The 20,045-nt window shown below is 58.0% G+C and carries 19 protein-coding genes and 1 tRNA gene; 7 read left to right on the forward strand and 13 right to left on the reverse strand.

From position 1 onward, the window contains the following. Positions 1–24: 24 nt before the first annotated feature. The 3 genes from CLV87_RS04765 to CLV87_RS24040 all read left to right on the forward strand — a co-directional run bounded on the left by CLV87_RS04765 (position 25) and on the right by CLV87_RS24040 (position 818). Positions 25–99, forward strand: a tRNA-Val gene (locus tag CLV87_RS04765). 86 nt (positions 100–185) lie between these two features. Further along, positions 186–311, forward strand: coding sequence for a type B 50S ribosomal protein L36 (ykgO, locus tag CLV87_RS23810; protein WP_007792261.1), 126 nt, complete (start codon positions 186–188; stop codon positions 309–311). A 195-nt stretch (positions 312–506) separates the two neighbouring features. Then, a complete protein-coding gene (locus tag CLV87_RS24040) occupies positions 507–818 on the forward strand; it encodes a hypothetical protein (RefSeq protein ID WP_133840692.1) in 312 nt (103 codons plus the stop codon). A 110-nt stretch (positions 819–928) separates the two neighbouring features. Here CLV87_RS24040 and CLV87_RS04780 read toward each other — a convergent pair whose 3' ends face one another. Together CLV87_RS04780 and CLV87_RS04785 are read right to left on the reverse strand one after the other, a co-directional pair. Continuing rightward, positions 929–2,587 carry a peptidoglycan-binding domain-containing protein gene (locus CLV87_RS04780; protein WP_099243205.1) on the reverse strand — a complete coding sequence of 553 codons (1,659 nt, stop codon included), beginning with the start codon at positions 2,585–2,587 and terminating at the stop codon, positions 929–931. 56 nt (positions 2,588–2,643) lie between these two features. Beyond that, positions 2,644–3,816: a phenylacetate--CoA ligase family protein gene (locus CLV87_RS04785; RefSeq protein WP_099243204.1), complete on the reverse strand. Its 1,173-nt coding sequence runs from the start codon at positions 3,814–3,816 to the stop codon at positions 2,644–2,646. Between the two features lie 101 nt (positions 3,817–3,917). On the opposite strand from CLV87_RS04785, the gene CLV87_RS04790 reads away from it, so the two are divergent. Continuing rightward, the gene (locus tag CLV87_RS04790; protein ID WP_099243203.1) at positions 3,918–4,736 is read left to right on the forward strand and encodes a hypothetical protein; all 819 of its coding nucleotides are present in this window, start codon (positions 3,918–3,920) and stop codon (positions 4,734–4,736) included. A gap of 56 nt (positions 4,737–4,792) precedes the next feature. Here the strand turns inward: CLV87_RS04790 and CLV87_RS04795 are convergent, their stop codons facing one another. From CLV87_RS04795 to CLV87_RS04810, 4 genes are all read right to left on the reverse strand, one after another. Next, positions 4,793–5,617: an ABC transporter ATP-binding protein gene (locus CLV87_RS04795; protein WP_099243202.1), complete on the reverse strand. Its 825-nt coding sequence runs from the start codon at positions 5,615–5,617 to the stop codon at positions 4,793–4,795. Between the two features lie 71 nt (positions 5,618–5,688). Further along, the gene (locus CLV87_RS04800; protein WP_099244745.1) at positions 5,689–6,981 is read right to left on the reverse strand and encodes an ABC transporter substrate-binding protein; all 1,293 of its coding nucleotides are present in this window, start codon (positions 6,979–6,981) and stop codon (positions 5,689–5,691) included. Between the two features lie 67 nt (positions 6,982–7,048). Continuing rightward, positions 7,049–8,125, reverse strand: coding sequence for a branched-chain amino acid ABC transporter permease (locus tag CLV87_RS04805; protein ID WP_099243201.1), 1,077 nt, complete (start codon positions 8,123–8,125; stop codon positions 7,049–7,051). Then, positions 8,125–8,364 (reverse strand): hypothetical protein, encoded by a 240-nt coding sequence (locus CLV87_RS04810; protein ID WP_099243199.1) that lies wholly within the window; start codon positions 8,362–8,364, stop codon positions 8,125–8,127. The genes CLV87_RS04805 and CLV87_RS04810 overlap by 1 nt, the downstream gene beginning before the upstream one ends. Before the next feature lie 104 nt (positions 8,365–8,468). On the opposite strand from CLV87_RS04810, the gene CLV87_RS04815 reads away from it, so the two are divergent. Beyond that, positions 8,469–8,720 (forward strand): hypothetical protein, encoded by a 252-nt coding sequence (locus CLV87_RS04815; RefSeq protein WP_099243197.1) that lies wholly within the window; start codon positions 8,469–8,471, stop codon positions 8,718–8,720. Positions 8,721–8,741: 21 nt separating this feature from the next. Here the strand turns inward: CLV87_RS04815 and CLV87_RS04820 are convergent, their stop codons facing one another. The 3 genes from CLV87_RS04820 to CLV87_RS04830 all read right to left on the reverse strand — a co-directional run bounded on the left by CLV87_RS04820 (position 8,742) and on the right by CLV87_RS04830 (position 12,575). Then, positions 8,742–9,695: a branched-chain amino acid ABC transporter permease gene (locus tag CLV87_RS04820; protein WP_099243195.1), complete on the reverse strand. Its 954-nt coding sequence runs from the start codon at positions 9,693–9,695 to the stop codon at positions 8,742–8,744. 12 nt (positions 9,696–9,707) lie between these two features. Continuing rightward, positions 9,708–10,520: an ABC transporter ATP-binding protein gene (locus tag CLV87_RS04825; protein ID WP_099243193.1), complete on the reverse strand. Its 813-nt coding sequence runs from the start codon at positions 10,518–10,520 to the stop codon at positions 9,708–9,710. Positions 10,521–10,613: 93 nt separating this feature from the next. Then, on the reverse strand, positions 10,614–12,575 hold the full coding sequence (locus CLV87_RS04830; protein ID WP_099243191.1) for an AMP-binding protein: 1,962 nt from the start codon (positions 12,573–12,575) through the stop codon (positions 10,614–10,616). 327 nt (positions 12,576–12,902) lie between these two features. Here CLV87_RS04830 and CLV87_RS04835 point away from each other — a divergent pair, with 327 nt between their 5' ends. Further along, positions 12,903–14,789: a hybrid sensor histidine kinase/response regulator gene (locus tag CLV87_RS04835; RefSeq protein WP_099244743.1), complete on the forward strand. Its 1,887-nt coding sequence runs from the start codon at positions 12,903–12,905 to the stop codon at positions 14,787–14,789. Further along, positions 14,786–15,484 (forward strand): response regulator transcription factor, encoded by a 699-nt coding sequence (locus tag CLV87_RS04840; RefSeq protein ID WP_099243189.1) that lies wholly within the window; start codon positions 14,786–14,788, stop codon positions 15,482–15,484. Before CLV87_RS04835 ends, CLV87_RS04840 begins: the two co-directional genes overlap by 4 nt. 12 nt (positions 15,485–15,496) lie before the next feature. Here the strand turns inward: CLV87_RS04840 and CLV87_RS04845 are convergent, their stop codons facing one another. Genes CLV87_RS04845 through dgcA form a run of 4 tightly spaced genes read right to left on the reverse strand, consistent with a single transcriptional unit; the run spans position 15,497 to position 20,021 of the window. Then, a complete protein-coding gene (locus tag CLV87_RS04845; RefSeq protein WP_099243187.1) occupies positions 15,497–17,602 on the reverse strand; it encodes a BON domain-containing protein in 2,106 nt (701 codons plus the stop codon). 9 nt (positions 17,603–17,611) lie between these two features. After that, on the reverse strand, positions 17,612–18,475 hold the full coding sequence (locus CLV87_RS04850; RefSeq protein ID WP_099243185.1) for a D-amino-acid transaminase: 864 nt from the start codon (positions 18,473–18,475) through the stop codon (positions 17,612–17,614). Continuing rightward, positions 18,472–19,068: an NUDIX hydrolase gene (locus tag CLV87_RS04855; protein WP_099243183.1), complete on the reverse strand. Its 597-nt coding sequence runs from the start codon at positions 19,066–19,068 to the stop codon at positions 18,472–18,474. The genes CLV87_RS04850 and CLV87_RS04855 overlap by 4 nt, the downstream gene beginning before the upstream one ends. Then, positions 19,059–20,021 (reverse strand): N-acetyl-D-Glu racemase DgcA, encoded by a 963-nt coding sequence (gene dgcA / locus CLV87_RS04860; protein ID WP_099243181.1) that lies wholly within the window; start codon positions 20,019–20,021, stop codon positions 19,059–19,061. Before dgcA ends, CLV87_RS04855 begins: the two co-directional genes overlap by 10 nt. Positions 20,022–20,045: the final 24 nt, after the last annotated feature.

Raw genomic sequence — 20,045 nt, forward strand, 5'->3', positions numbered from 1 at the left:
GCTAGGAAAAGGCGCAGGCCATAGGGGCGGTTAGCTCAGCGGTAGAGCACTTCGTTGACATCGAAGGGGTCACTGGTTCGATCCCAGTATCGCCCACCATGGAATTCATTCCCGCGCAGTCCATGACGGATAGCCGGGGTCAAGGCAACCAGGCGCTCGCGCGCCGCGATAGAGGAGAGACCATCATGAAGGTCGCAAACTCGCTCCGTTCGCTCAAAAAGCGCCACCGCGACTGCCGCGTTGTGCGCCGTAAGGGCCGCGTATACGTCATCAACAAGACGCAGCGCCGGTTCAAAGCTCGCCAGGGCTAAGCCCCGAGCTTGACGGACATCCCATTTCGGGACAGTGATAAAAACCGCAGACTTCGGTCTGCGGTTTTTCTTTTTGTGTTAGGCAGTTGGCCCTTTGGGGCGGCTTTCAGGACGATGCGGACTTTTAATCTCGCCTCAAATTCGCATCGGCAGCCACATATTGGTTAGGGCCTTATCGTAACAAGGACATCATTCGTGGCAGAGCTTCTTGAACTTGTCGTATCTTTACTGGCTGTTGGAATTTACGGCACGGAAGACAGGCCCAGACATCCGATTTGGCGAAACAGCATAAGGACAATCGCATTTGCGGGACTTTTGGTCTCAGTGGCGGACGTCCTCGGCATTTTGGGAAGTGTAGAGTTTCCCTTTGTCGTCACTCTTGTCTGGGCGTTTTGTTCGCTCATTGTGATAACAGCTGAGTATTATGTGGGGTCAAAAAGAGTATGCTTGGCAGCATATATTGCCTACCCGATTTGGCTGGCAATTTTGATCTATTCGGAACGATAGTTGGTAGGTACGGGCTCAGAGTGGCCCCTTGTCCCAATGTTTAACGATCAAACCCCTTTGTGATTGCTTCGTCGACACCAGCGAAATAACCGCTTGTCTGCACCGTTCAATTACCGCCCCAACAAGCTCCCCGCCAGCAGTTGCACCACGGTTTGTTCGTCCAGAAAGCCTGACACCCGCAGCCCATGCGCCTTTTGATAGCGACGGATTGCGGCGCGGGTTTGTTTGTCAAAGCGGCCGTCGACCTTGCCGGGCTTCATGCCCAGTTTGGCCAGCCGCGCTTCGGCCAATTGCCGGGCGACCGGGTTCAGGGACAGGGCTTGTTCCTCGGACAGGGCCGCCTGGCGGTCCTTTTCGAACTCGGCAGCGCGCTGCAACTCTGCGATCCGCGCTTTGGCTTCACCGGCAAAGGCCCCCTCGGGCCGGGCACGCAGATAGGCGCGCAGCGAGGCCACGGTGTCGGTCTCGCGCGCAAGGTTCCAGGCCCGTTGATCCGCCGCGGCGGCAGCGTCTCCACGTTGTTTTTCAATCGCACGCAAGAGGCGACGTGCCTCATCGGCATGCAAACCATCCGGGTACTGGTTCAAGTAATTGCGCAAAGCCCCTTCGCTGCCCTGCGAGGTGGTCGCGGCCCAAAGGGCATTGTCGGCCTTTTCCACCAGAGCCTGACGTTTGCGGGCCTCTTCCTCAAGCTCTTCGGCGCGTTTGGCGGCGGCGGCAGACAGGCGATCGATTTCCGGTTGGGTCAGATAGGTCGAAGGCACATCACCAATCGCCTCTTGCCAGCGTCCAATCGCCTTGCGTGATCCGGGGCCAAAGATCCCGTCAATGCCGCGCGGATCAAACCCGAGAATGGTGAGGTCACGTTGGATTTTGCGGCGCGCATCCCGCGTCAGCCCCAGCGCCTCTTCGGCGCGGCGCTGTTTGTAATAAGGTTCCGTGGCAATCGCCTTGAGCCGTTGTTTCGCGGCAGAGGCAAAAGCCCCGTCGCCAAAACTGTCGAGATAGGCCTGATAGCCCGCCGCACTGTCCAGCCTTTGGGCGGTCTGCCAAGCGGCCACATCCGCGTCTGGATCAACTGTTGGCTCAGGTGGTGCAACCGGCGCGACAACCTCTTCGCTATAAAGCAGGGTCAGGTCGCGGGGCGCGTAGCCTTCGACCGTCAGACCATATTCATTGGCCGCAACGATTATCGCGCTGTCGGGATTGGTCAATTCTTCGGACGCAAAGCCAACCACGTCCTTGGCCGCGCCGCGAATGACGGTCACGCCAGACGGCAATTCCAACCGCCCTGCCCCCGGTGCCAAATAGGCCCCAAGCTCTTGTTCCACCGGGGTTTCCCCAAGAACAAGGAAACCGCGACCAGGATAGTTCTGCAAAATGGTCAGGGCGGCGTTGAGGGGAAAACCACGGGTCAGAACCTCGGAGGTTGCTGCGCCCTCATCCTCGCCGACGGGCAAAAGGTAGGCCCCGCCAAACCCATGCACAAAGGCCCCGGCCAGCAGGATCACCACGGGGCTGTCATCGGCTTCCAGTGTTTTGAGAAAGTCACTCAGCCCCAAGCGCATTTCATCCGATGAGGCATCCTGCAACTCGGTGACATCCAAGCCCTTGGCGCGCAGGGCCTCGGCGGCGACATCCATGCGATCCGCGCCAAACAGGGTCTGAATGGCATCATATTGGCTGTTGCCAATGACCAGGGCATCGCCCGCAGCATGGGCCGATCCGGCCATCAGGACAGAAAGTAGAGCTAGTACAGAAACACGCATGACCAATCCTCCTGTCCCAAGCCTAGCTAGGCGCAGGCTTGGGACAAGGGGGAAAGTCAGTCGTAGCTGCGCGCATCCTCGATCACCAGCCCATCGCGCGGCAATCCGCCGATTTCGACCAATTCAACCTTGCCCTTGAGCTTGAGCAGCTCGGAAACCGAGCGCTCATAGGCCGTTGCATCGCCGCCCGAGGCCTCGATTCGAACGGTCATGACGTCCATTTCCCCTTCGCGAGAGGCGACGACACGGGCCCGGGCGATTTCGTCATGTTTGGCGACCAGCTGCGCCACTTGTTCTGGGCGTACAAACATGCCTTTGATCTTGGTGGTTTGATCGGCGCGGCCCATCCAGCCCTTGATGCGCATATTGGTGCGGCCGCAGGGGCTTACCCCCTCCATCACGGCCGACAGATCGCCAGTGGCAAAACGGATCAGCGGGTAATCCGGGTTCAGGGTGGTCACGATCACCTCGCCCACCTCACCCGGAGCGACAGGATTGCCGGTGCCGGGGGTGACGATTTCGACAATGACGTTTTCATCAACGATCATCCCCTCCATCGCGGGACTTTCATAGGCAATATTGCCAAGATCGGCGGTGGCGTAACATTGCAGGCAGGAAATGCCACGATCTGCATAATACTGCCTTAGGGATGGGAAGAGAGCGCCACCGCCAACCGCGGCACGGGTGATATTCAGCGTCAGACCCAGCTCGTCGGCTTTCTCAAGAATGATCTTGAGGTAGTCCGGCGTGCCGGCATAGGCCGTCACCCCCACATCATGGGCCGCACGCGCCTGCAATTCGGTTTGCCCGATCCCGGCGGGCAAAACAGCCGCCCCAACCGCGCGCGCGCCATTTTCGAAAATCATCCCCGCCGGGGTCAGATGATAGCCAAAGCAGTTCTGAACAATATCCCCCTGGCCAATGCCAACAGCATGCAGGAAACGCCCCATGCGCCACCAATCATGGCTAACCCCACCGGGTTCATAGATCGGACCCGGGCTTTGGAACACATGGGCAAGGTTGGAGACTGGAATGCCACCAAAGGGCGGGTTTTCCGCCTGGCGTGCCACCAAGTCCGATTTCCGCAACACCGGCAGTTTGGCCAGATCCGACAGACTGCTGACCGGGCTCATCTCATTGCGCGCCAGTTGAGCATTCAGACCCTCAAGCTGGGCGGCCTCGCGCGCGTCTTGGCTGCGGGTTTCTAAAGCGTCGAAATAGGTGCTCATGCTACCCTCCGTCTGTCACTTTGATTGGATTTTAGGGAAAAAGGTCTTGCTAACTTCTGTGTATTAGACTGGCCGCCACGCGCGTCAGAGGAGAGCGTTGCATGACCCAGGAATTCACGGACCGAGTGCGGTTCCATGACGACCTTCAGGCAATGGAGGTCGATTTTTACGGCTTTCATTTCCCGGACAGTAAGAGCGTCAATGCGGCCTACGATTGTATCGAAGACTGCATCGCCCAAAGCGGGCACAAGCATTGGTTCTTTTTGGTGAACTTGCACGGGCTCCAGGTCGACCAAAGCGCCTGGCCCGCCTATGCCAAACGTGGCAAAGCGCTGAACCTTGCCCATAGTATGGGAACCGTACGCTTTGATGCCTCTGAGGAAACCGCGGCCCGTATTTCCGCCGCTGCGCAGACCGAGAATTTTGATCCCAATCTGTTCAACAATCGCGAGGATGCGATTGAAAGGATCCGCAAACTGCCATCGCGACGCAGCAAAGGGGCGGAAAACACCCCCAATCACAGCGCGGAAACCTTGTCTAACAGGATCAGCTTTGACCCGAGCACCGGCATTATGGAGGCCGATCTGAGTCACCTCACGCTGTATCATGGTCGCGATGCGAACGATCTTTATGACCAAATCCGTGACAAGATCGCCCAGTCGGGGCAGGACAAGTGGTACTTTCTTATCAACTACGAGGCCTGCAAAATTGAACCGGGTGCCTGGGTGCAATTCGCCCATCGGGGCAAAACCTTGAACAAAGCCCACTCGCTGGGCACCGTCCGCTTTGCCCCCGGCAGCGAAACCGAAGACGAGATTCGCCAACGCGCGACCAGTCAGGAGTTTCGTCCTAACATTCGCAACACAAGGGAAGAGGCCCTTGAGCGGATAGCAGAAATGAAAGCGTCGGAACACGCTTGACCTCCTGACGTGGCACGTCAACGTTAAATTGCAGGGTTACGGTGGGGTTTTGGACGTTAGGCCAGCCACCGTTTGCGACGGCGATAAGACCGCACATCGCGGAAACTCTTGCGCCCGTCGTCCGAGACGCCGAGGTAGAATTCTTTGACATCCGGGTTCTCGCGCAACTCAGCGGCAAGCCCATCCATCACCACGCGACCATTCTCAAGAATATAACCGTAATGGGCGTATTTCAGCGCCACATTGGTGTTCTGTTCCGCCAAGAGGAATGACACGCCTTCATTCTCGTTGACCGATTTCACGATCTCAAAGATCTGCTCAACCAATTGCGGGGCTAGACCCATGGATGGCTCATCCAACAACACGGTTTCCGGGCGCGACATCAGCGCGCGACCAATGGCGACCATCTGCTGTTCACCGCCTGACGTGTAACCTGCCTGTGAGCGGCGACGCTCCTTAAGACGTGGGAAATAGTTGTAGACCATCTCCAGATCGCTCTCGATCGCACCTTTGCCATCTTTGCGCGTATAGGCACCGGTCAGCAGGTTTTCTTCCACGGTCAGGTGCTCAAAACAGTGACGCCCCTCCATGACCTGGATCACGCCACGCTTGACCAACTGCGCCGGATCCAGATCCTGAACGCTTTCGCCCTGATAGACGATCGAACCTTTGGTCACCTCGCCCCGTTCGGAATGCAGCAGGTTGGAAATCGCCTTGAGCGTCGTGGTCTTGCCCGCGCCATTCCCGCCGAGCAAAGCCGTGATCCCGCCCTTTTTCACATTCAGGCTGACCCCTTTCAAAACAAGGATCACGTGATTGTAGATCACCTCGATATTATTGACCTCAAGAAGGGTCTCGTCCGTCTTGGCGGCATCCAGCATGGTACTGTCTTCTCTTGCTAAATCGGGGGTCCGGTGGCGATAAGATCACCGCCACCGGAGGGAATAGGGGCTTAGCCCTCGCAGGCCTCGTTCACAGCCCAAGGTGCGTTGGCTTCGGCATATTCTGCCGCCTTGGCCTTGACGATATCCGCATAGGCCGAGGTGTCAGGAACCAGGTGGTCAGACACTTTGACAAACTTGGCACCATCCCATTCCAGCATCCAACCGCCGGAGTTCCCGGTGTGGTTCGAGCAGGATGTAGAGAACGGAGCAACCATGCCGGACATGCCCAGCTCGGCCAGACGTTCCTCGGTGATGTTGATGTTTTCCAGGCCCCAACGCAGCTGTTCGGCGTTGATCTCGGCTGTCTCATACTTTTCCTGAGCAACCTTGATACCTTCGGCCAGGATCATCGACATGACCAGACCACGGCCATAAAACACGCCTTGCATTTCGGTTTCATTGGACTGAGAGGCACCGGCATCCACAACGTATTTTTTCACGTCTGCCATGACACCTGAAGAAGCATCCGGGAAGGACCAGCTGATCGACTTGTAGCCTTTGCCCTTGTCGCCAACAATGGCCAGATCCGCATCATGGCCGGACCACCAAACACCGATCATCTTGGACATGTCGAACTTGGTCTTCACCGCTTCGGTGATGGCACCGGCGTTCATCGCGCCCCAGCCCCACATGACCACATAATCCGGACGCTCGCGGCGGATTTGCAGCCACTGGGCCGACTGGTTCTGCATCTCTTTCAAGCCAACCGGGATCGGCAGCAGCTCATAACCCATGGTCTCGGCTTTGGCTTCCAGCAGCGGCAGCGGCTCTTTGCCATAAGGGTGGTCGAGGTGCAGGAAAGCGACCTTTTTGCCCTTCAGGTCACCCTCGGAGGCCAGGAATTGCAGGATCATATCCGCACCATCCCAGTAACCGGATGGCATGTTGAACGCCCATTGGAAGGTCTTGCCATCCATCATCGGCGAGAAACCATAGCCCGGAGCCAGGATCGGGATCATGTCCACGTTGGTTTTTGGCAGAACCTGCAGGGTGATGCCGGTCGACCAGGGCTGTGTCACGATGGCCTTGCCTTTGGTCTTTTCGTAGCACTCAACGCCTTTTTCGGTCGAATAACCGGTTTCGCATTCTTCAAAGTCGATCTTGACGCCGCCAACGCCGCCGTCACGGGCGTTCAGCATGGCCATATAGTCTTTCTGGCCATTCATCAGCGGAATGCCGGTGGCCGCAAACGGACCGGTGCGATAGCTGAGGTTCGGCGTATACAGGCCCTCGGCCACTGCCGCGCCGGCTACCACGGATGCCACAACGGCGGCCGCTGCCAGTTTTGCAAAGTTCTTCATCTTTTCTCCTCCCATGGATTTTGATGTCGTTTTGTTGCAAGTCTTGGTGTTGTTGAGCCGCCCCCGCTTAGTGCGGGAAGGGCCAGATAATGAGTTTCTCGCGGATCAGGCGCCAGAGTTGTGCCAACCCGTGCGGCTCTACGATCAGGAAGAAAATGATCAGGCTGCCGACAATCATGATGTTGAGATGTTCGACTGTGGCCGAGCTGATCGGAATACCCAGCGCGCCAGGCACAAGGTTCAGGATCACCGGCAGACCAACAATCAGGATCGCACCAAGGAAATTGCCCATGATCGAGCCAAGGCCACCGATGATGGCGATGAACAGCACACGGAAGCTGAGCGGGATGTCAAACAGGTTCGGCTCAGCCGCCCCGCGCCACATAAAGACGAACAGCGCCCCGGCGACACCAACAATATAGGATGATACAGCAAAGGCGGTCAGCTTGGATTTCATCAGGTTGATCCCGATGAGTTCGGCGGCAATGTCCATATCGCGCGTCGCCTTCCACGTCCGGCCCAGATTGCCACGGGTCAGGTTGATGCAGACCATGGTCAGCAAGGCGACGATGAACAGCACAACGAAATACTGCACGACCGAGCTTGCCTGCGGACCGGCGATATAGACACCGAACATATCGAGGTTCGGCACCTGAATCGCGCCAGAGGCATTGTAATTATACAGCCAGGCCCATTTCTCAAACAGCCAGACCAGAAAGAACTGTGCGGCAAGCGTGGCAATCGCGAGGTAAAACCCTTTGATCCGCAAAGACGGGATACCAAAGGCGACGCCCACCCCGGCACTGAACACACCCGACAGCAGGATCGCCACGATCGGGTTCATCCACGGCATCAGGGTGACCATCTTGTAGCAGGCATAGGCACCTACCCCCATGAACGCCGCCGTTCCCAGCGATAACTGCCCAGCAAACCCGGTCAGAATGTTCAGGCCCAAAGCCGCCAGCGAATAGATCAGGATCGGGATCAGAATGGTCTGAAAGGCGAATTCAGAAGCGGTCAGCGGAAAGATCACCACCGCAAAAAGCAGGATCACCCCCAGCAAAAACGCGTCTTGTTTGATCGGGAACAGCGCCTGATCGGATTTGTAGCTGGTCTTGAACTGACCTGCGGTACGATAAAGCATCAGACCATCTCCTCATCGGTCTTGAAAACACGGTTGGCGGGTTTGGCATATCCAATCTGTTCAGAATGGCGCACCAGCCAGAGCCAGCACCACAACCCACAAGCCGCGCCAATGACGGCCAGGATCACAGCAATGGTGGTTTGGTTGGTGACCTCGGTTCCCGCACTAACCGCGAGAAAGCCAAAGGCCCAGAACCCGCCCCAGGCGATGACATTCAGAATTGCAATCAGTTTTGCCATTCACACCCCTCCCAAGGTGCCCGCGCCTTTCCGCGGTTTGTCCATAGTCTTGCCCGATTTCCCGGGCAGGTTGCGCTCATGACGATCAATCACAGGTGCTTTCTATGATCTTTGACCTTTTCGAACGCAGCGACAGGAACGAACCGCGACCCAAAACCTTTGGCGAAGCCCTCATGCGCTTTGGCCGGGATGTCATGTCTGACACGCTGACCACCGTGCTGGTCTCCATCATCTTGGGTTTGATCGCGGTTACCATCGTTTCCTTCTATTTCGGCATTTCCTTTATGACGTCCTTGGCCGTCTGTGCCGTTTTGCTGGTTGCGTTCTTTGTCATGAATGTTTTCTCGAATTTCTAAGGTTGCGCGCCCCGCGCTGCCCTAGACCCGTTCGATAATCTTCTCCCCAAACAGGCCTTGCGGGCGGAAGAGCAGCACGACCAGCGCCAGCACAAAGGCGAACCAGGTTTCCGTGTTGCCGCCCAGCAAAGGCTGGCCCCAGTAGATTTCGAACAGTTTTTCCAGGATACCGATCATCAGGCCACCGATGATCGCGCCGGTGATGCTTTCCAGACCACCCAGCATCAGAACCGGCAGGGCTTTGTAGGCGATAACCTCAAGCGCAAAGCTCACCCCGGCGCGTGCGCCCCAGGCAATCCCTGTGACCAGAGCGATGATGCCAGCAATGAACCAGACCAGAACCCAAACGGTTTGCAGGCTGATCCCCACGGACAAAGCCGCCTGATGGTCATCCCCCAGCGCCCGGATCGCCCGGCCCATCTGAGTATAGTTCAGGAAGGCCAACAAAGCCGCCACCAGCGCCGTCGCCACAACAACAACCGTGATATCAAGGTGCTGCAGAATCAGCAGACCACCCCAAGGCTCTAGCACAGTGTCGCCGGTCGGAATGCCAAGCTCTTCTGAGATCATGACCTTGTTTTCACCGCCAAAGATGATCTCACCGCCGCCAATCAGGAAGAGGGTGATGCCGATGGTGGCCATGAACAGGATAATGTCGGGCTGCCCGACCAGCGGGCGCAGCACGATGCGCTCAATACTGACCGCCAGTACGAACATTACGCCCAGCGTCAGCACGACCGAGATCCAGGCCGGTATCCCCATCGCATGCAGCCCCACCAGCGTCAGCGCGGCAAACACAACCATGATGCCCTGCGCAAAGTTGAAGATCCGGCTTGAGCGGAAGATCAAAACAAAACCCAATGCGATCAGCGCATAAAGGATACCCGAAACCAGCCCTTCCCACAGCACCTGCAACAGGAAATCCGGTGCCGAAAACATGTCGGCAAACGGCGTTATGAAGATGTCTTTCAGCATGTTTGCCCCCAGTTAATGCGGAACGCCAAGATAGGCGTCGATCACGTCTTGATTGTTGCGCACCTCATCAGGCGGGCCGTCACCGATCTTTTTGCCGTAATCCATCACCACGACGCGGTCGCTCAGATCCATCACCACGCCCATATCGTGTTCGATCAGGCAGATCGTGGTGCCAAATTCGTCATTCACATCCAGGATAAAGCGGCTCATATCCTCTTTCTCCTCAACGTTCATCCCGGCCATGGGTTCGTCCAGCAGCAGGATGCTGGGCTCCGCTGCCAAGGCCCGCGCCAGCTCCACCCGCTTTTTCAAACCATATGGCAGGCGACCCACCGGGGTCTTGCGGATGTTCTGGATCTCAAGGAAATCAATGACTTCCTCGACCTTCTCGCGATTGGCGACCTCTTCGTCCCGCGCCTTGCCCCACCACAAAGCCTGGGCCCCAATCCCGGCTTTCATATGGGTCAGACGGCCGGTCATGACGTTGTCCAGCACAGTCATGCCCTCAAACAAGGCGATGTTCTGGAACGTCCGTGCCACCCCCATGCGTGCAACTTCAAACGGCTTCATCTGCGGGCGTTTCTTGCCTTTGTACCAAAGCTCACCAATTGTCGGCGTATAGAACCCCGAAATGATGTTGAGCATCGAGCTTTTGCCCGCCCCGTTCGGCCCGATAATCGCGCGGATCTCGCCCTCATGGATGTCGAACGAAATATCGCTGATCGCCGTCACCCCGCCGAATTTCAGCGTGATATCCTTCAGCTCCATCAGCACGCCGCCAATCTGACGACCGTCTGCGGTGACGTATCCTTCAGTCTCTGTCATGCGACCTTCTTCTCTCTGAATTCTCGCACCCCATCAGTGGGATGCCTTGCGGGATGGTGGGTGGGGCGTCGTGCCTTGCACGCGCGTCACCCCTCATTCCGCAGCTATCTTTGTGGCAATCGGTTGCACCTTGGTGTCGCGGATCTGCAATGTCGCCGAGATCTTGCCCTTGCGGCCATCCTCATAGGTGACCTCCGTCTCGGTATAGATCTCATCCTTGCCGCCATATAGCGCCTCAACCAGATCACCGAACTTCTCACCAATGATCTTGCGCCGCACCTTCTTGGTCCGGGTCAACTCGCCATCATCCGCGTCCAGCTCTTTGTGAAGCACCAAGAAGCGGTGGATCTGACAACCCGCCAACATATCATCCTGCGCGATCGAGATATTGGTCTCCTCGATATGGCTCTGGATCGTATCCAGCACCTGAGGATGCCCGGCCAGTTCCTGATAAGAGGCATAGGCGATGTTGTTACGCTCGGCCCAGTTGCCCACGGCCGTCAGGTCAATATTCACAAAGGCCGTGCACCGATCCTTGCCCGCGCCAAACACGACAACTTCAAGGATATCCGGATAGAACTTCAGCTTGTTCTCAACATATTTCGGCGCAAACATTGCCCCATCGGACATTTTGCCGACATCCTTGATCCGGTCGATGATCCGCAGATGCCCCGTATCCTTCTCAAAGAAGCCAGCATCGCCCGTGGCCACCCAGCCCTCGGCATCCTTGGTACCGGCGGTGCTTTCGGCATTGTTGTAGTATTCCACAAACACACCGGGGGACCGGTAATAAACCTCGCCGCTCTCGGCGATCTTCACCTCGACCCCAGGGCTTGGCACCCCAACCGTGTCCGAGCGCACCTCGCCATCAGGTTGCTGGGTGATAAACACCGTCGCTTCGGTCTGGCCATAAAGCTGCTTCAGGTTGATCCCCAAAGAGCGATAGAAATCAAACAGTTCCGGACCAATCGCCTCGCCCGCCGTATACCCGATCCGTACTTTGGAAAAGCCGAGCGCGTTCTTGAGCGGACCATAGGTGGTGAATTCGCCCAGCGCATATTTCAACCGGTCGAACAATCCGACGGGCTTGCCCTCCAACAGGTCAGGGCCAACCTTGCGAGCATGGTCCATGAAATAGTGGAACATCTTTCGCTTAAAGGTGCCCGCATCCTCCATCCGGATCATGATCTGCGTCAGCTGGCCCTCAAACACCGCTGGCGGCGCGAAATAATAGCTCGGGGCGATCTCGCGCAGATCCGTCATCATCGTCTCAGCGCTTTCCGGGCAGTTCACGCAGAAGCCCGACCAATAGGCCTGACCCAGAGAAAAGATGAAATCCCCAACCCAGGCCATCGGCAGATAAGCCAGGATCTCTTCTTTCTCACTCAGACTGTCGAATTCCGAACTGGCCTTGGCCGTCTCGACAATATTGCGGTTCGACAGAACCACGCCCTTGGGCTTCCCGGTGGTCCCCGAGGTGTAGAGCATCACGCATGTGCTGTCATAAGTCAGCGCGGCGCGGCGCGATTTCAGCTCCTCGATATATTCATCATAGGCCGCCCGACCCTGATCCTGCACATGGCTGAACTGATGCAACCTGCGATGGTCGTATTTGCGCATCCCGCGTGGATCGACATAGAGCATATGTTCGAATTGATGCAGGTGCTCCTGGATATCGATAACCTTATCGACCTGCTCCTGATCCGCCGCGATGACAAAGCGCGCCCCGCAATGGGACAGCACATATTCCATCTCTTCGGCCACCGCATCCTGATAGAGCGGCACAGGCACCGCACCCACCATTTGGGACGCCAACATTGACCAATACAGATACGGACGGTTGCGGCCGATAATCGCCACATGATCCCCTGGGTTCACCCCAAGGTTCAGCAGACCAAGCGCCAGCGCTTCAATCTCGTCCGAGGTTTCTTTCCAGGTCCAGCTTTGCCAGATCCCGAATTCCTTTTCCCGATAAGCGGGTCGGTCGCCGAACTTTTCGACGTTGCGCTGCAATAATGCAGGTACCGAGCACAGCCCATCTGTGCCCTCAGCCAATCCAGCCACGTTTTGTCCTCCCTAATACCGGCTCCTCAACCGGTACCAAATCAGTGACCCCGTTTCGCGGGTCTGATCGTTGAAACGATTCTGTCACCATTTTGGTCAGGCTCTAACTTCCCGGTCAACTTTTTCCTGAACATTTCCCAAATCTTACGAATTGTAACAGCGCTCCGATTGCCCTTGGCCTCGCCGGAAAAACGGCGTTACTCTGGGGATAGAACACAGGGCAGAGCCTGCCGCTTTGACGCAACATCGATGCTTTCACGATCTTGCGGGATGGTGGATGGGGCGATGTCCAAAGGACAAGCGGCACCCGACATCCCCATGACCAACCAAGCCCTCACCCAAGCTGGTTTGAACCTCATCCAACAGGCGCTGTCGATCTATGACAGCGACCTGAAGCTGGCCGTCTGCAACGCGCCCTTTGCCGAAATGTTCAACCTCCCCAAAGAGCTCACCACCCCAGGGGCTTCCTTTGCCGACACCATCCGCCATCTGGTTGGCAAAGGCGAATATGGCGAAGTGGATGATGTCGAAAGCTTCGTCCAGGACCGCGTGGAGACCGCCCTCGCCTTTCAACCCCATTATGTCGAACGCACCCGCTCCAACGGACGCATGCTCTCCATCGAAGGGGCCCCGCTTCCGCAGGGCGGTTGGGTCACGGTCTATACCGATATCACGGAAACCAAGGCTCAGGAACGTCTGCTGCGCACCCGCTCGGAACAACTATCAGAAGAAGTCCTGAAACGCTCCGAAGAGCTTTCAGCCACCAACCGCGCCCTCGCCGCCACCAACAAGGCCCTGATGGAGGCGCGGCGCGAATTGACCGAGATGGAGGCGCGCACCCGCCTCACCACCGAAATGATGCCCGCCCATATCGCCCGGGTCGATGCCAATGGTCGCTACACCTTTTCCAACCGTCGCCTGCATATGGTGATGCCCGGGCGCCCGGCCTCTATCGTCGGGCGTCACTTCAGCGATGCCTTGGGCAAACAGGCCTATGCCAAGATCCTCCCACATTTCGAAGCTGCACTCGAGGGGCGGCAGAACACCTTTGAGTTCACACACGAGGCCTCGTCCCGCCGTATTCGCGTCGTCTTTACCCCAGATCCGTTGGAACCCGGGGTCTATATCCTCTCGCAGGATGTCACCGAAGAAACCCAGACCCGCGCCGCCCTGCAACAGACCCGCCGACGTGAAATGGCCGCGCAGCTGACCAGCGGCATGGCGCATGATTTCTCCAACTTGCTGACCATCATTCTGGGCATGCAATCGAAACTGGAACGCATGTATCTCGGCTCCAATGCCGAACCGCTCATCGCCGCCACGCTTCAGGCCGCGCGCCGCGGTGGCCGATTGCTGAACCGTATTGCCGACATCACCGCCCATCGCCGCTGGCAACCTGAGGCGCTCGCACTTGGTCCGTTCTTAGGCGACTTGCAAACTCTCGCGACCCCGTCCCTGCCCTCTGGCATCACATTACAGGTCGCCGATGAAACCCAGAATCGGCTTATGGTCGATCATGGTTTGCTTCAGGACGCGCTGTTGAACCTGATCCTCAACGCCCGCGATGCCTGCAAAGATGTCGGCACAATTCGGGTGATCGCGCAAGAATTCAAAGACACCTGGTTGCAAATCAGCGTCACCGATACCGGCCCTGGTTTTAGCGAAGAGGCGCTCGACCACGCGCTTGACCCGTTTTTTACCACCAAGGGCGGCGAAGGTTCCGGCCTCGGCCTTGCCATGGTCTATGATATGACCAAGCTGGCGGGGGGCGATATGCGCCTGTCCAACACCGCCACCGGGGCCGAGATTCGCCTGCGCCTGCCGCTGCGCCGTGCCATCGACCTGCCCAAGGCTGGGCTAGTCATGTTGGTCGAAGATAGCCCGGATATTCGCACATCGGTGCGAGAAATGCTCACCGATCTGGAATTCACCGTGGTCGAGGCCGCCTCGGTCGCCGAGGCCCGCGCCCTGGCGCAAGACCTGCCCGATATTGTCCTTGTCCTGTCGGATATTTCGCTGGAGGGTGAGGAACCCGGCCTCGATTTGGCTGATCATCTGCCCAATCTGCCCTTGCGGCTGATGACCTCATTGCCGCCCGACCACCCCTTGCACGAAAAGGCCCGTGCCCGTGTGCCCGTTTTGGCCAAACCCTTTGACGCGCAGGCATTGACCCGGTTTCTCGGCCTTGGAAAGGATCAGAAATGAGCGCCCTCGTCACCATTCTCGATGATGAACCCGCCATTCGCGATATGCTCTCCGAAGCGCTGACCGAGGCCGGTTTTCGCACCCTGACCTTTGCCCGTGCAACCGAGTTTGAGGCCGCTCTGCGCCGCACAACGCCGGATGTCTGCCTTGTCGATCTGGGCCTGCCCGATCGTGACGGGCTGTCTGTGGTCCACCGTCTGGCCCTGGAACAGGGGGCGACGATCATCATCATTTCGGGACGCGCGCAGGTGCAGGACAAGATCACCGGACTCGAGCTCGGGGCAGATGATTACATCATCAAACCCTTTGATCCAGCCGAAGTCGTCGCCCGTATCCGCGCCCGACTGCGCGGCCCGAAATCGTCGGCACCGCAAGGGGATACCGCGCATTTCAACGGCTGGACGGCGCATTTTGACCGCTATGCACTTGTGGACCAATCCGGCGATGAAACCCCGTTCAGCCATGCCGAAGGCGAGGTGCTGCGCCTGTTCCTGCAAAGCCCCAAACGCCTGATTTCCCGCGCCCATATGCAGGAAACCCTGGGTGGTGCCGCCGGAGAAAGCTTTGATCGCGCCATGGATGTGCGCATTTCACGCCTGCGCACCAAGCTCAAGGAAGACCCGAAAAACCCACGCCTGATCAAGACGATCTACGGCGCGGGCTATATCTTTTTGGGTGATGTGGAGTGGGCCTGAATTGCCTGCCCCTTATTGCCAGCCGACAACAATTCGATCCGGGCCACTCAGATCATCCGCTGCGCGCGTTTGCAATTTGTCCTCGCCAATCCCGCGCTCAATCAAGGCCTGACGCACCGCCTCGGCACGGCGACGGCTGAGTTGCCGATTAAGCGCGGGTATCTCAGACACGCTGACCTGGGCAGAAATCACCCCGGTTTGGCCACCAAACCGCGCGCATTGCCGGGCCACCGCAGCGTGATGGGCCAGCGGCCAATAGCTGCGAAATGCGGGGATGAATCGCCCGCGTTCAAAGGGAATCTCGGGCACGGCGCGGCTTTGGCGGGTGCAGGCGTCGACACTGGGTTCAAAGCTGAGCGAAGGCAGCCAATAGCCGCTGGAAAACACCTGAGCCTCGTCCAGAAACACATGCCTGCGCCGTGTCCCTTCCAAGGGGGGGGCGGCAGTGTCGACGTGAACAGTCAGGCCGGGCATATCCGCACGCATCCGTTCCTGCAACGCGCCCGCCTCCATTCCGGGCAAGGCAAACACCGTTAGCGAAGTCTGACCTTCGTCAAAATCCAACGTGAACCCGTCAACAAGATCCAACCAATCGGACAAATACGCCAAGCGGGTCAACACATCCCCACCGTCACCGTCAGGCGCGACCCGAACCGTGCCGCGCAAGGGGGGGAGGCCAAAAACCTCGGCCAAACTGTCCGGCGTCAAGCCTGCAGGCAGCTTGCCTATGATTGTACCGCCAATGGCCGCGTCAAAGGTGACAGAGAACCGAGCGGGCGCACCATCATCTTCGAGCAACACAGACATGGTTCCGGCTTGCCCCAAGACCTGCGCCGCCTTGTGCCGTGCAGCGGGATCTTTGGCGGTGCCGGTGATCTCGATATTGCCATCAATCAGGCTCAACTCGCCTCTATTAAGCGCTGCCAAAGCTGGCAAAGCCCGCCAAAACGGGTCCGACCAACTCCCAAGGTCAGGATGCGGGGCAAAGCTCAATCTGGCCGAAACCGTCTCGGCAAAGCCCGCCTGCCATGCCAGGTATTCCTCAGGCGACAGGCTTTGAGCCTCGGCCTTGCCCCAGAAATTTGCAGGAACATGACCGCTCAGCGTCAATTGCGCCCCATCCCAGGACGCGGTGAGCGTCAGCGCTTTGCCATCGCCTTCTGGGACAAAGGCCAGTTGAACCGTGTACCCATCAGGGGCTTCATCCGCGCGCTGGGTCAAACCCGCGATTTGGTCCGCCGACAAAGGACCGCCCTGCACATAAATCACCCCCGGCGCGACCGACAGGCTGCCATGGGGCAAAGGGGCAAACAGGGTCAGGCCCAGCTCCAGGGCCTGCTCAAATCCGGTATAATCCAAGGCGAAAGGTGCGTGCGTGAAATCAGCTGCAAAACCTGACAACGCCTCGGGCAGGACATCCGGCGGCAATTTCCCGGCGGCGCTTGCCCCCATGATTGCATCCCGTGTCAGGGTGACGTGATAGGGCAGGCCATCATCTACCGCGCGCAGATCCGTCGCACTCTCATAGCCATCGGGCACAACTGCCCAGCGCTGTTCCAATGCTTTCTTTTGCGTTGGCAAGTGGATTTGCCCGGTTATCTGCACTCTGCGCCCCGTCAACTGCGCCTCGCCCTGCATCAAACGGGGCATGTCCTGCGCCAAGCGATGGGCAAGCTCAGCCCAATCGCGATCAGGCACTCCTGCCGCAACCGTCAGATCAGCCTCTTGTAGCGCAAGAGCCGCCAAAATGGCGGCCTTGCTTGGCTCATCCGGGACAAAACCTGCGACCGAGACCTTCCCGTCCTGCACCTCGAAACGAATGTCAAACGGATCGGCATTGGGCAGGATGACCCAGTCTCCGATCACATGTTCCACCCCATCCAAAGCAGTAAGGCGCGCCTCGATGCTGCGCGCCTCTGCTTCGGTCTCCACCCGGCCCGAGGCGGTGATTTCCCGCCCTTTGACCGTTATCCGCACGGGATGTTTTTCTTGATAGACCGCCCCATCCGCGGCGGCCTTTATCCCGGCGGCAACCAGGGCGTTTTCATCAGGAACCTGAAACACACCCAGCCCGATCACCGCCAGAATGATCGCGATTATGGCAAAGAAATCGCGCAATGCTTTGGCTTAGATCGCCGCCTTGCGGCTTTCGTCCAGATAGATCTCACGCAGGCGCGCCGCGCGGGTGCCAGGAACACCCTCACCAATGGCTTTGCCGTCGATCTCGACCACAGGCATCACGAAAGTCGAAGCCGAGGTGATAAAGGCCTCATCCGCGCCCTGTGCCTCTTCGATGGTAAAGTTGCGCTCTTCAACCTCCATCTGTGCCTCGCGCGCGAAACGCAGCACAGCGGCGCGGGTGATGCCGTGCAAAATATCAGTGGACAGTGCGCGGGTTACGATCTTGTTGCCCTTGATGAAATAGGCGTTGTTCGAGGTGCCCTCGGTCACAAAGCCATCCTCAACCATCCAAGCATCATCACAACCGGCTTTCTTGGCCATCATCTTGCCCATGGACGGGTAGAGCAGCTGCGTGGTCTTGATGTCACGACGCCCCCAGCGCACATCCTCGATCGAAATCACCTTGATCCCGGTCTTGGCGGCCGGGCTATCGGCCAGGCCAGGTTTGTTCTGGGTGAACAGCACTACAGTGGGCTTGACCTCTTCGGGGTCGGGGAAAACGAAATCACGATCCGAAGCTGCGCCACGAGTGACCTGCAGATAGATCATGCCCTCGTCGATCTCATTGATTTCAACCAGTTTGCGGTGGATATCGAGCAGATCGTCAAACGCCTCGGGCTTGGGCATGTCCAACTCGTTCAAGGACCGCTCCAACCGTTTGATATGGCCATCAAAGTCAATCAATTTGCCGCCCAGCACGCTGGTGACTTCATAGACACCATCCGCCATCAGGAACGCCCGGTCAAAGATCGATACTTTGGCTTCGGTTTCGGGCAGGTAATCTCCGTTCACGTAAACGGTGCGTGTCATGTCTTGGTCTCCGGCATGAGATGAAGCGCTGCATATTGCAGCAAGATAACGGTTTTTGCATCGCGGATGCGGCCATCGCCGATCATGGCCAAAGCCTCACCCAGCGGCAAGTCGAGAATTTCGATTTCTTCGCCCTCTTCGCGAAGACCTCCGAATTTTTGTTGCGCTTCGTCTGCGCTGTATTGCGCGGCGAAATAGTGCATGCGTTCGGTGATAGATCCGGGCGAGGAATAGAGTTCAAACAGGAATTCTGGGGCGGTCAAAGCCAATCCCAACTCTTCCTGGGCCTCTTCACAAATCCGTTCTTCGGGGGCGGTGCCCTCAAGCAACCCTGCCGCGGCCTCGATCAGGTGCGGATCACCATCATTATTATAAGCGACCGGCCAACGAAACTGCCGCCCCAGCAAAATATGGCGACGCATGGGATCATAAGGCAGGATCGTCGCGCCATCGCCGCGATCATAGGTTTCGCGCCATTGCTCTGACACCGCGCCATCGGAAAACTGGAACCGCAACCGCGTGGTCTTGAGCACCGCCCAATTGTCAGACAGCAGGCGCTCTTCCAGAATGTCCCACTTGGTGTTTACCCCCACAGCGCTTTCTCCGGCGGATGAACCCCCGCCGCATCAAAAAGCAACGGCGTGTCCCGGTCTTCGGCCAGAAGCAGCGGGCCGTCAAGGTCTGTCACCATAACCCCCTGCGCCAGCAGCGTCGCCGGAGCCATGGCAAGGCTCGACCCAACCATGCAGCCCACCATAATGTCATACCCTTCAGCCAGGGCCGCCTTGCGCAACTCCAGCGCCTCGGTCAGCCCACCGGTCTTGTCGAGCTTGATATTTACCACATCATATTTGCCCTTGAGCTTGGGCAGGCTGGCGCGGTCATGACAGCTTTCATCGGCGCAAACCGGCACCGGACGGTCCATCCCGATCAGCGCGTCATCCTCACCGGCAGGCAAAGGCTGCTCAACCAAGGCGACGCCCAACCGCACCAGATGCGGGGCCAATTCGGTATAAACCTCGGCACTCCAGCCCTCATTGGCATCGACGATGATCTTGGCCTCTGGCGCGCCGCGACGCACCGCCTCAAGACGCGGCATGTCATCCGGTGTGCCCAGCTTGATTTTCAACAAAGGACGATGGGCATTGTCGCGCGCGGCCTGTTCCATATTCTCTGGCGTGTCCAAAGACAGGGTATAAGCGGTGACTTCAGGGCCCGGCTTTTCAACCCCGATCAGGTCCCAAATCCGCTTTCCGGCCTGCTTCGCCTCCAAATCCCAAAGCGCACAATCTACAGCATTCCGCGCAGCCCCGGCTGGCAACAGCTCTTGCAGGGCAACACGCGTCACATCCTCCGGCAGGCCTTCGATCTCGGCTGTCACACTGTCCAATGTCTCATCATAGCGCGCATAGGGCACACATTCGCCATACCCCGTCACCCCATCCCGGGTCACCGCAACGGTCAAAACCTTGGCTTCGGTGCGCGAGCCACGCGAAATGGTAAAAGCTTGCGCCAGTTTGAAAACATCACGCGTGACAGTGATCATAAAACTATCCTTCAAAGTCAAAGA

The sequence above is a fragment of the Pelagimonas phthalicica genome (assembly GCF_004364805.1).
Taxonomy (GTDB): domain Bacteria; phylum Pseudomonadota; class Alphaproteobacteria; order Rhodobacterales; family Rhodobacteraceae; genus Pelagimonas; species Pelagimonas phthalicica.

Excerpts from the sequence above, each read along its gene's own strand:
- CLV87_RS04790 (WP_099243203.1), top strand. The coding sequence starts at position 3,918 with ATGACCCAGGAATTCACGGACCGAGTGCGGTTCCATGACGACCTTCAG.
- CLV87_RS04800 (WP_099244745.1), bottom strand. The coding sequence starts at position 6,981 with ATGAAGAACTTTGCAAAACTGGCAGCGGCCGCCGTTGTGGCATCCGTG.
- CLV87_RS04840 (WP_099243189.1), top strand. The coding sequence starts at position 14,786 with ATGAGCGCCCTCGTCACCATTCTCGATGATGAACCCGCCATTCGCGAT.
- CLV87_RS04785 (WP_099243204.1), bottom strand. The coding sequence starts at position 3,816 with ATGAGCACCTATTTCGACGCTTTAGAAACCCGCAGCCAAGACGCGCGC.
- CLV87_RS04815 (WP_099243197.1), top strand. The coding sequence starts at position 8,469 with ATGATCTTTGACCTTTTCGAACGCAGCGACAGGAACGAACCGCGACCC.
- CLV87_RS04780 (WP_099243205.1), bottom strand. The coding sequence starts at position 2,587 with ATGCGTGTTTCTGTACTAGCTCTACTTTCTGTCCTGATGGCCGGATCG.
- ykgO (WP_007792261.1), top strand. The coding sequence starts at position 186 with ATGAAGGTCGCAAACTCGCTCCGTTCGCTCAAAAAGCGCCACCGCGAC.
- CLV87_RS04805 (WP_099243201.1), bottom strand. The coding sequence starts at position 8,125 with ATGCTTTATCGTACCGCAGGTCAGTTCAAGACCAGCTACAAATCCGAT.
- CLV87_RS04850 (WP_099243185.1), bottom strand. The coding sequence starts at position 18,475 with ATGACACGCACCGTTTACGTGAACGGAGATTACCTGCCCGAAACCGAA.
- CLV87_RS04835 (WP_099244743.1), top strand. The coding sequence starts at position 12,903 with ATGACCAACCAAGCCCTCACCCAAGCTGGTTTGAACCTCATCCAACAG.
- CLV87_RS04825 (WP_099243193.1), bottom strand. The coding sequence starts at position 10,520 with ATGACAGAGACTGAAGGATACGTCACCGCAGACGGTCGTCAGATTGGC.
- CLV87_RS04810 (WP_099243199.1), bottom strand. The coding sequence starts at position 8,364 with ATGGCAAAACTGATTGCAATTCTGAATGTCATCGCCTGGGGCGGGTTC.
- dgcA (WP_099243181.1), bottom strand. The coding sequence starts at position 20,021 with ATGATCACTGTCACGCGTGATGTTTTCAAACTGGCGCAAGCTTTTACC.
- CLV87_RS04820 (WP_099243195.1), bottom strand. The coding sequence starts at position 9,695 with ATGCTGAAAGACATCTTCATAACGCCGTTTGCCGACATGTTTTCGGCA.
- CLV87_RS04795 (WP_099243202.1), bottom strand. The coding sequence starts at position 5,617 with ATGCTGGATGCCGCCAAGACGGACGAGACCCTTCTTGAGGTCAATAAT.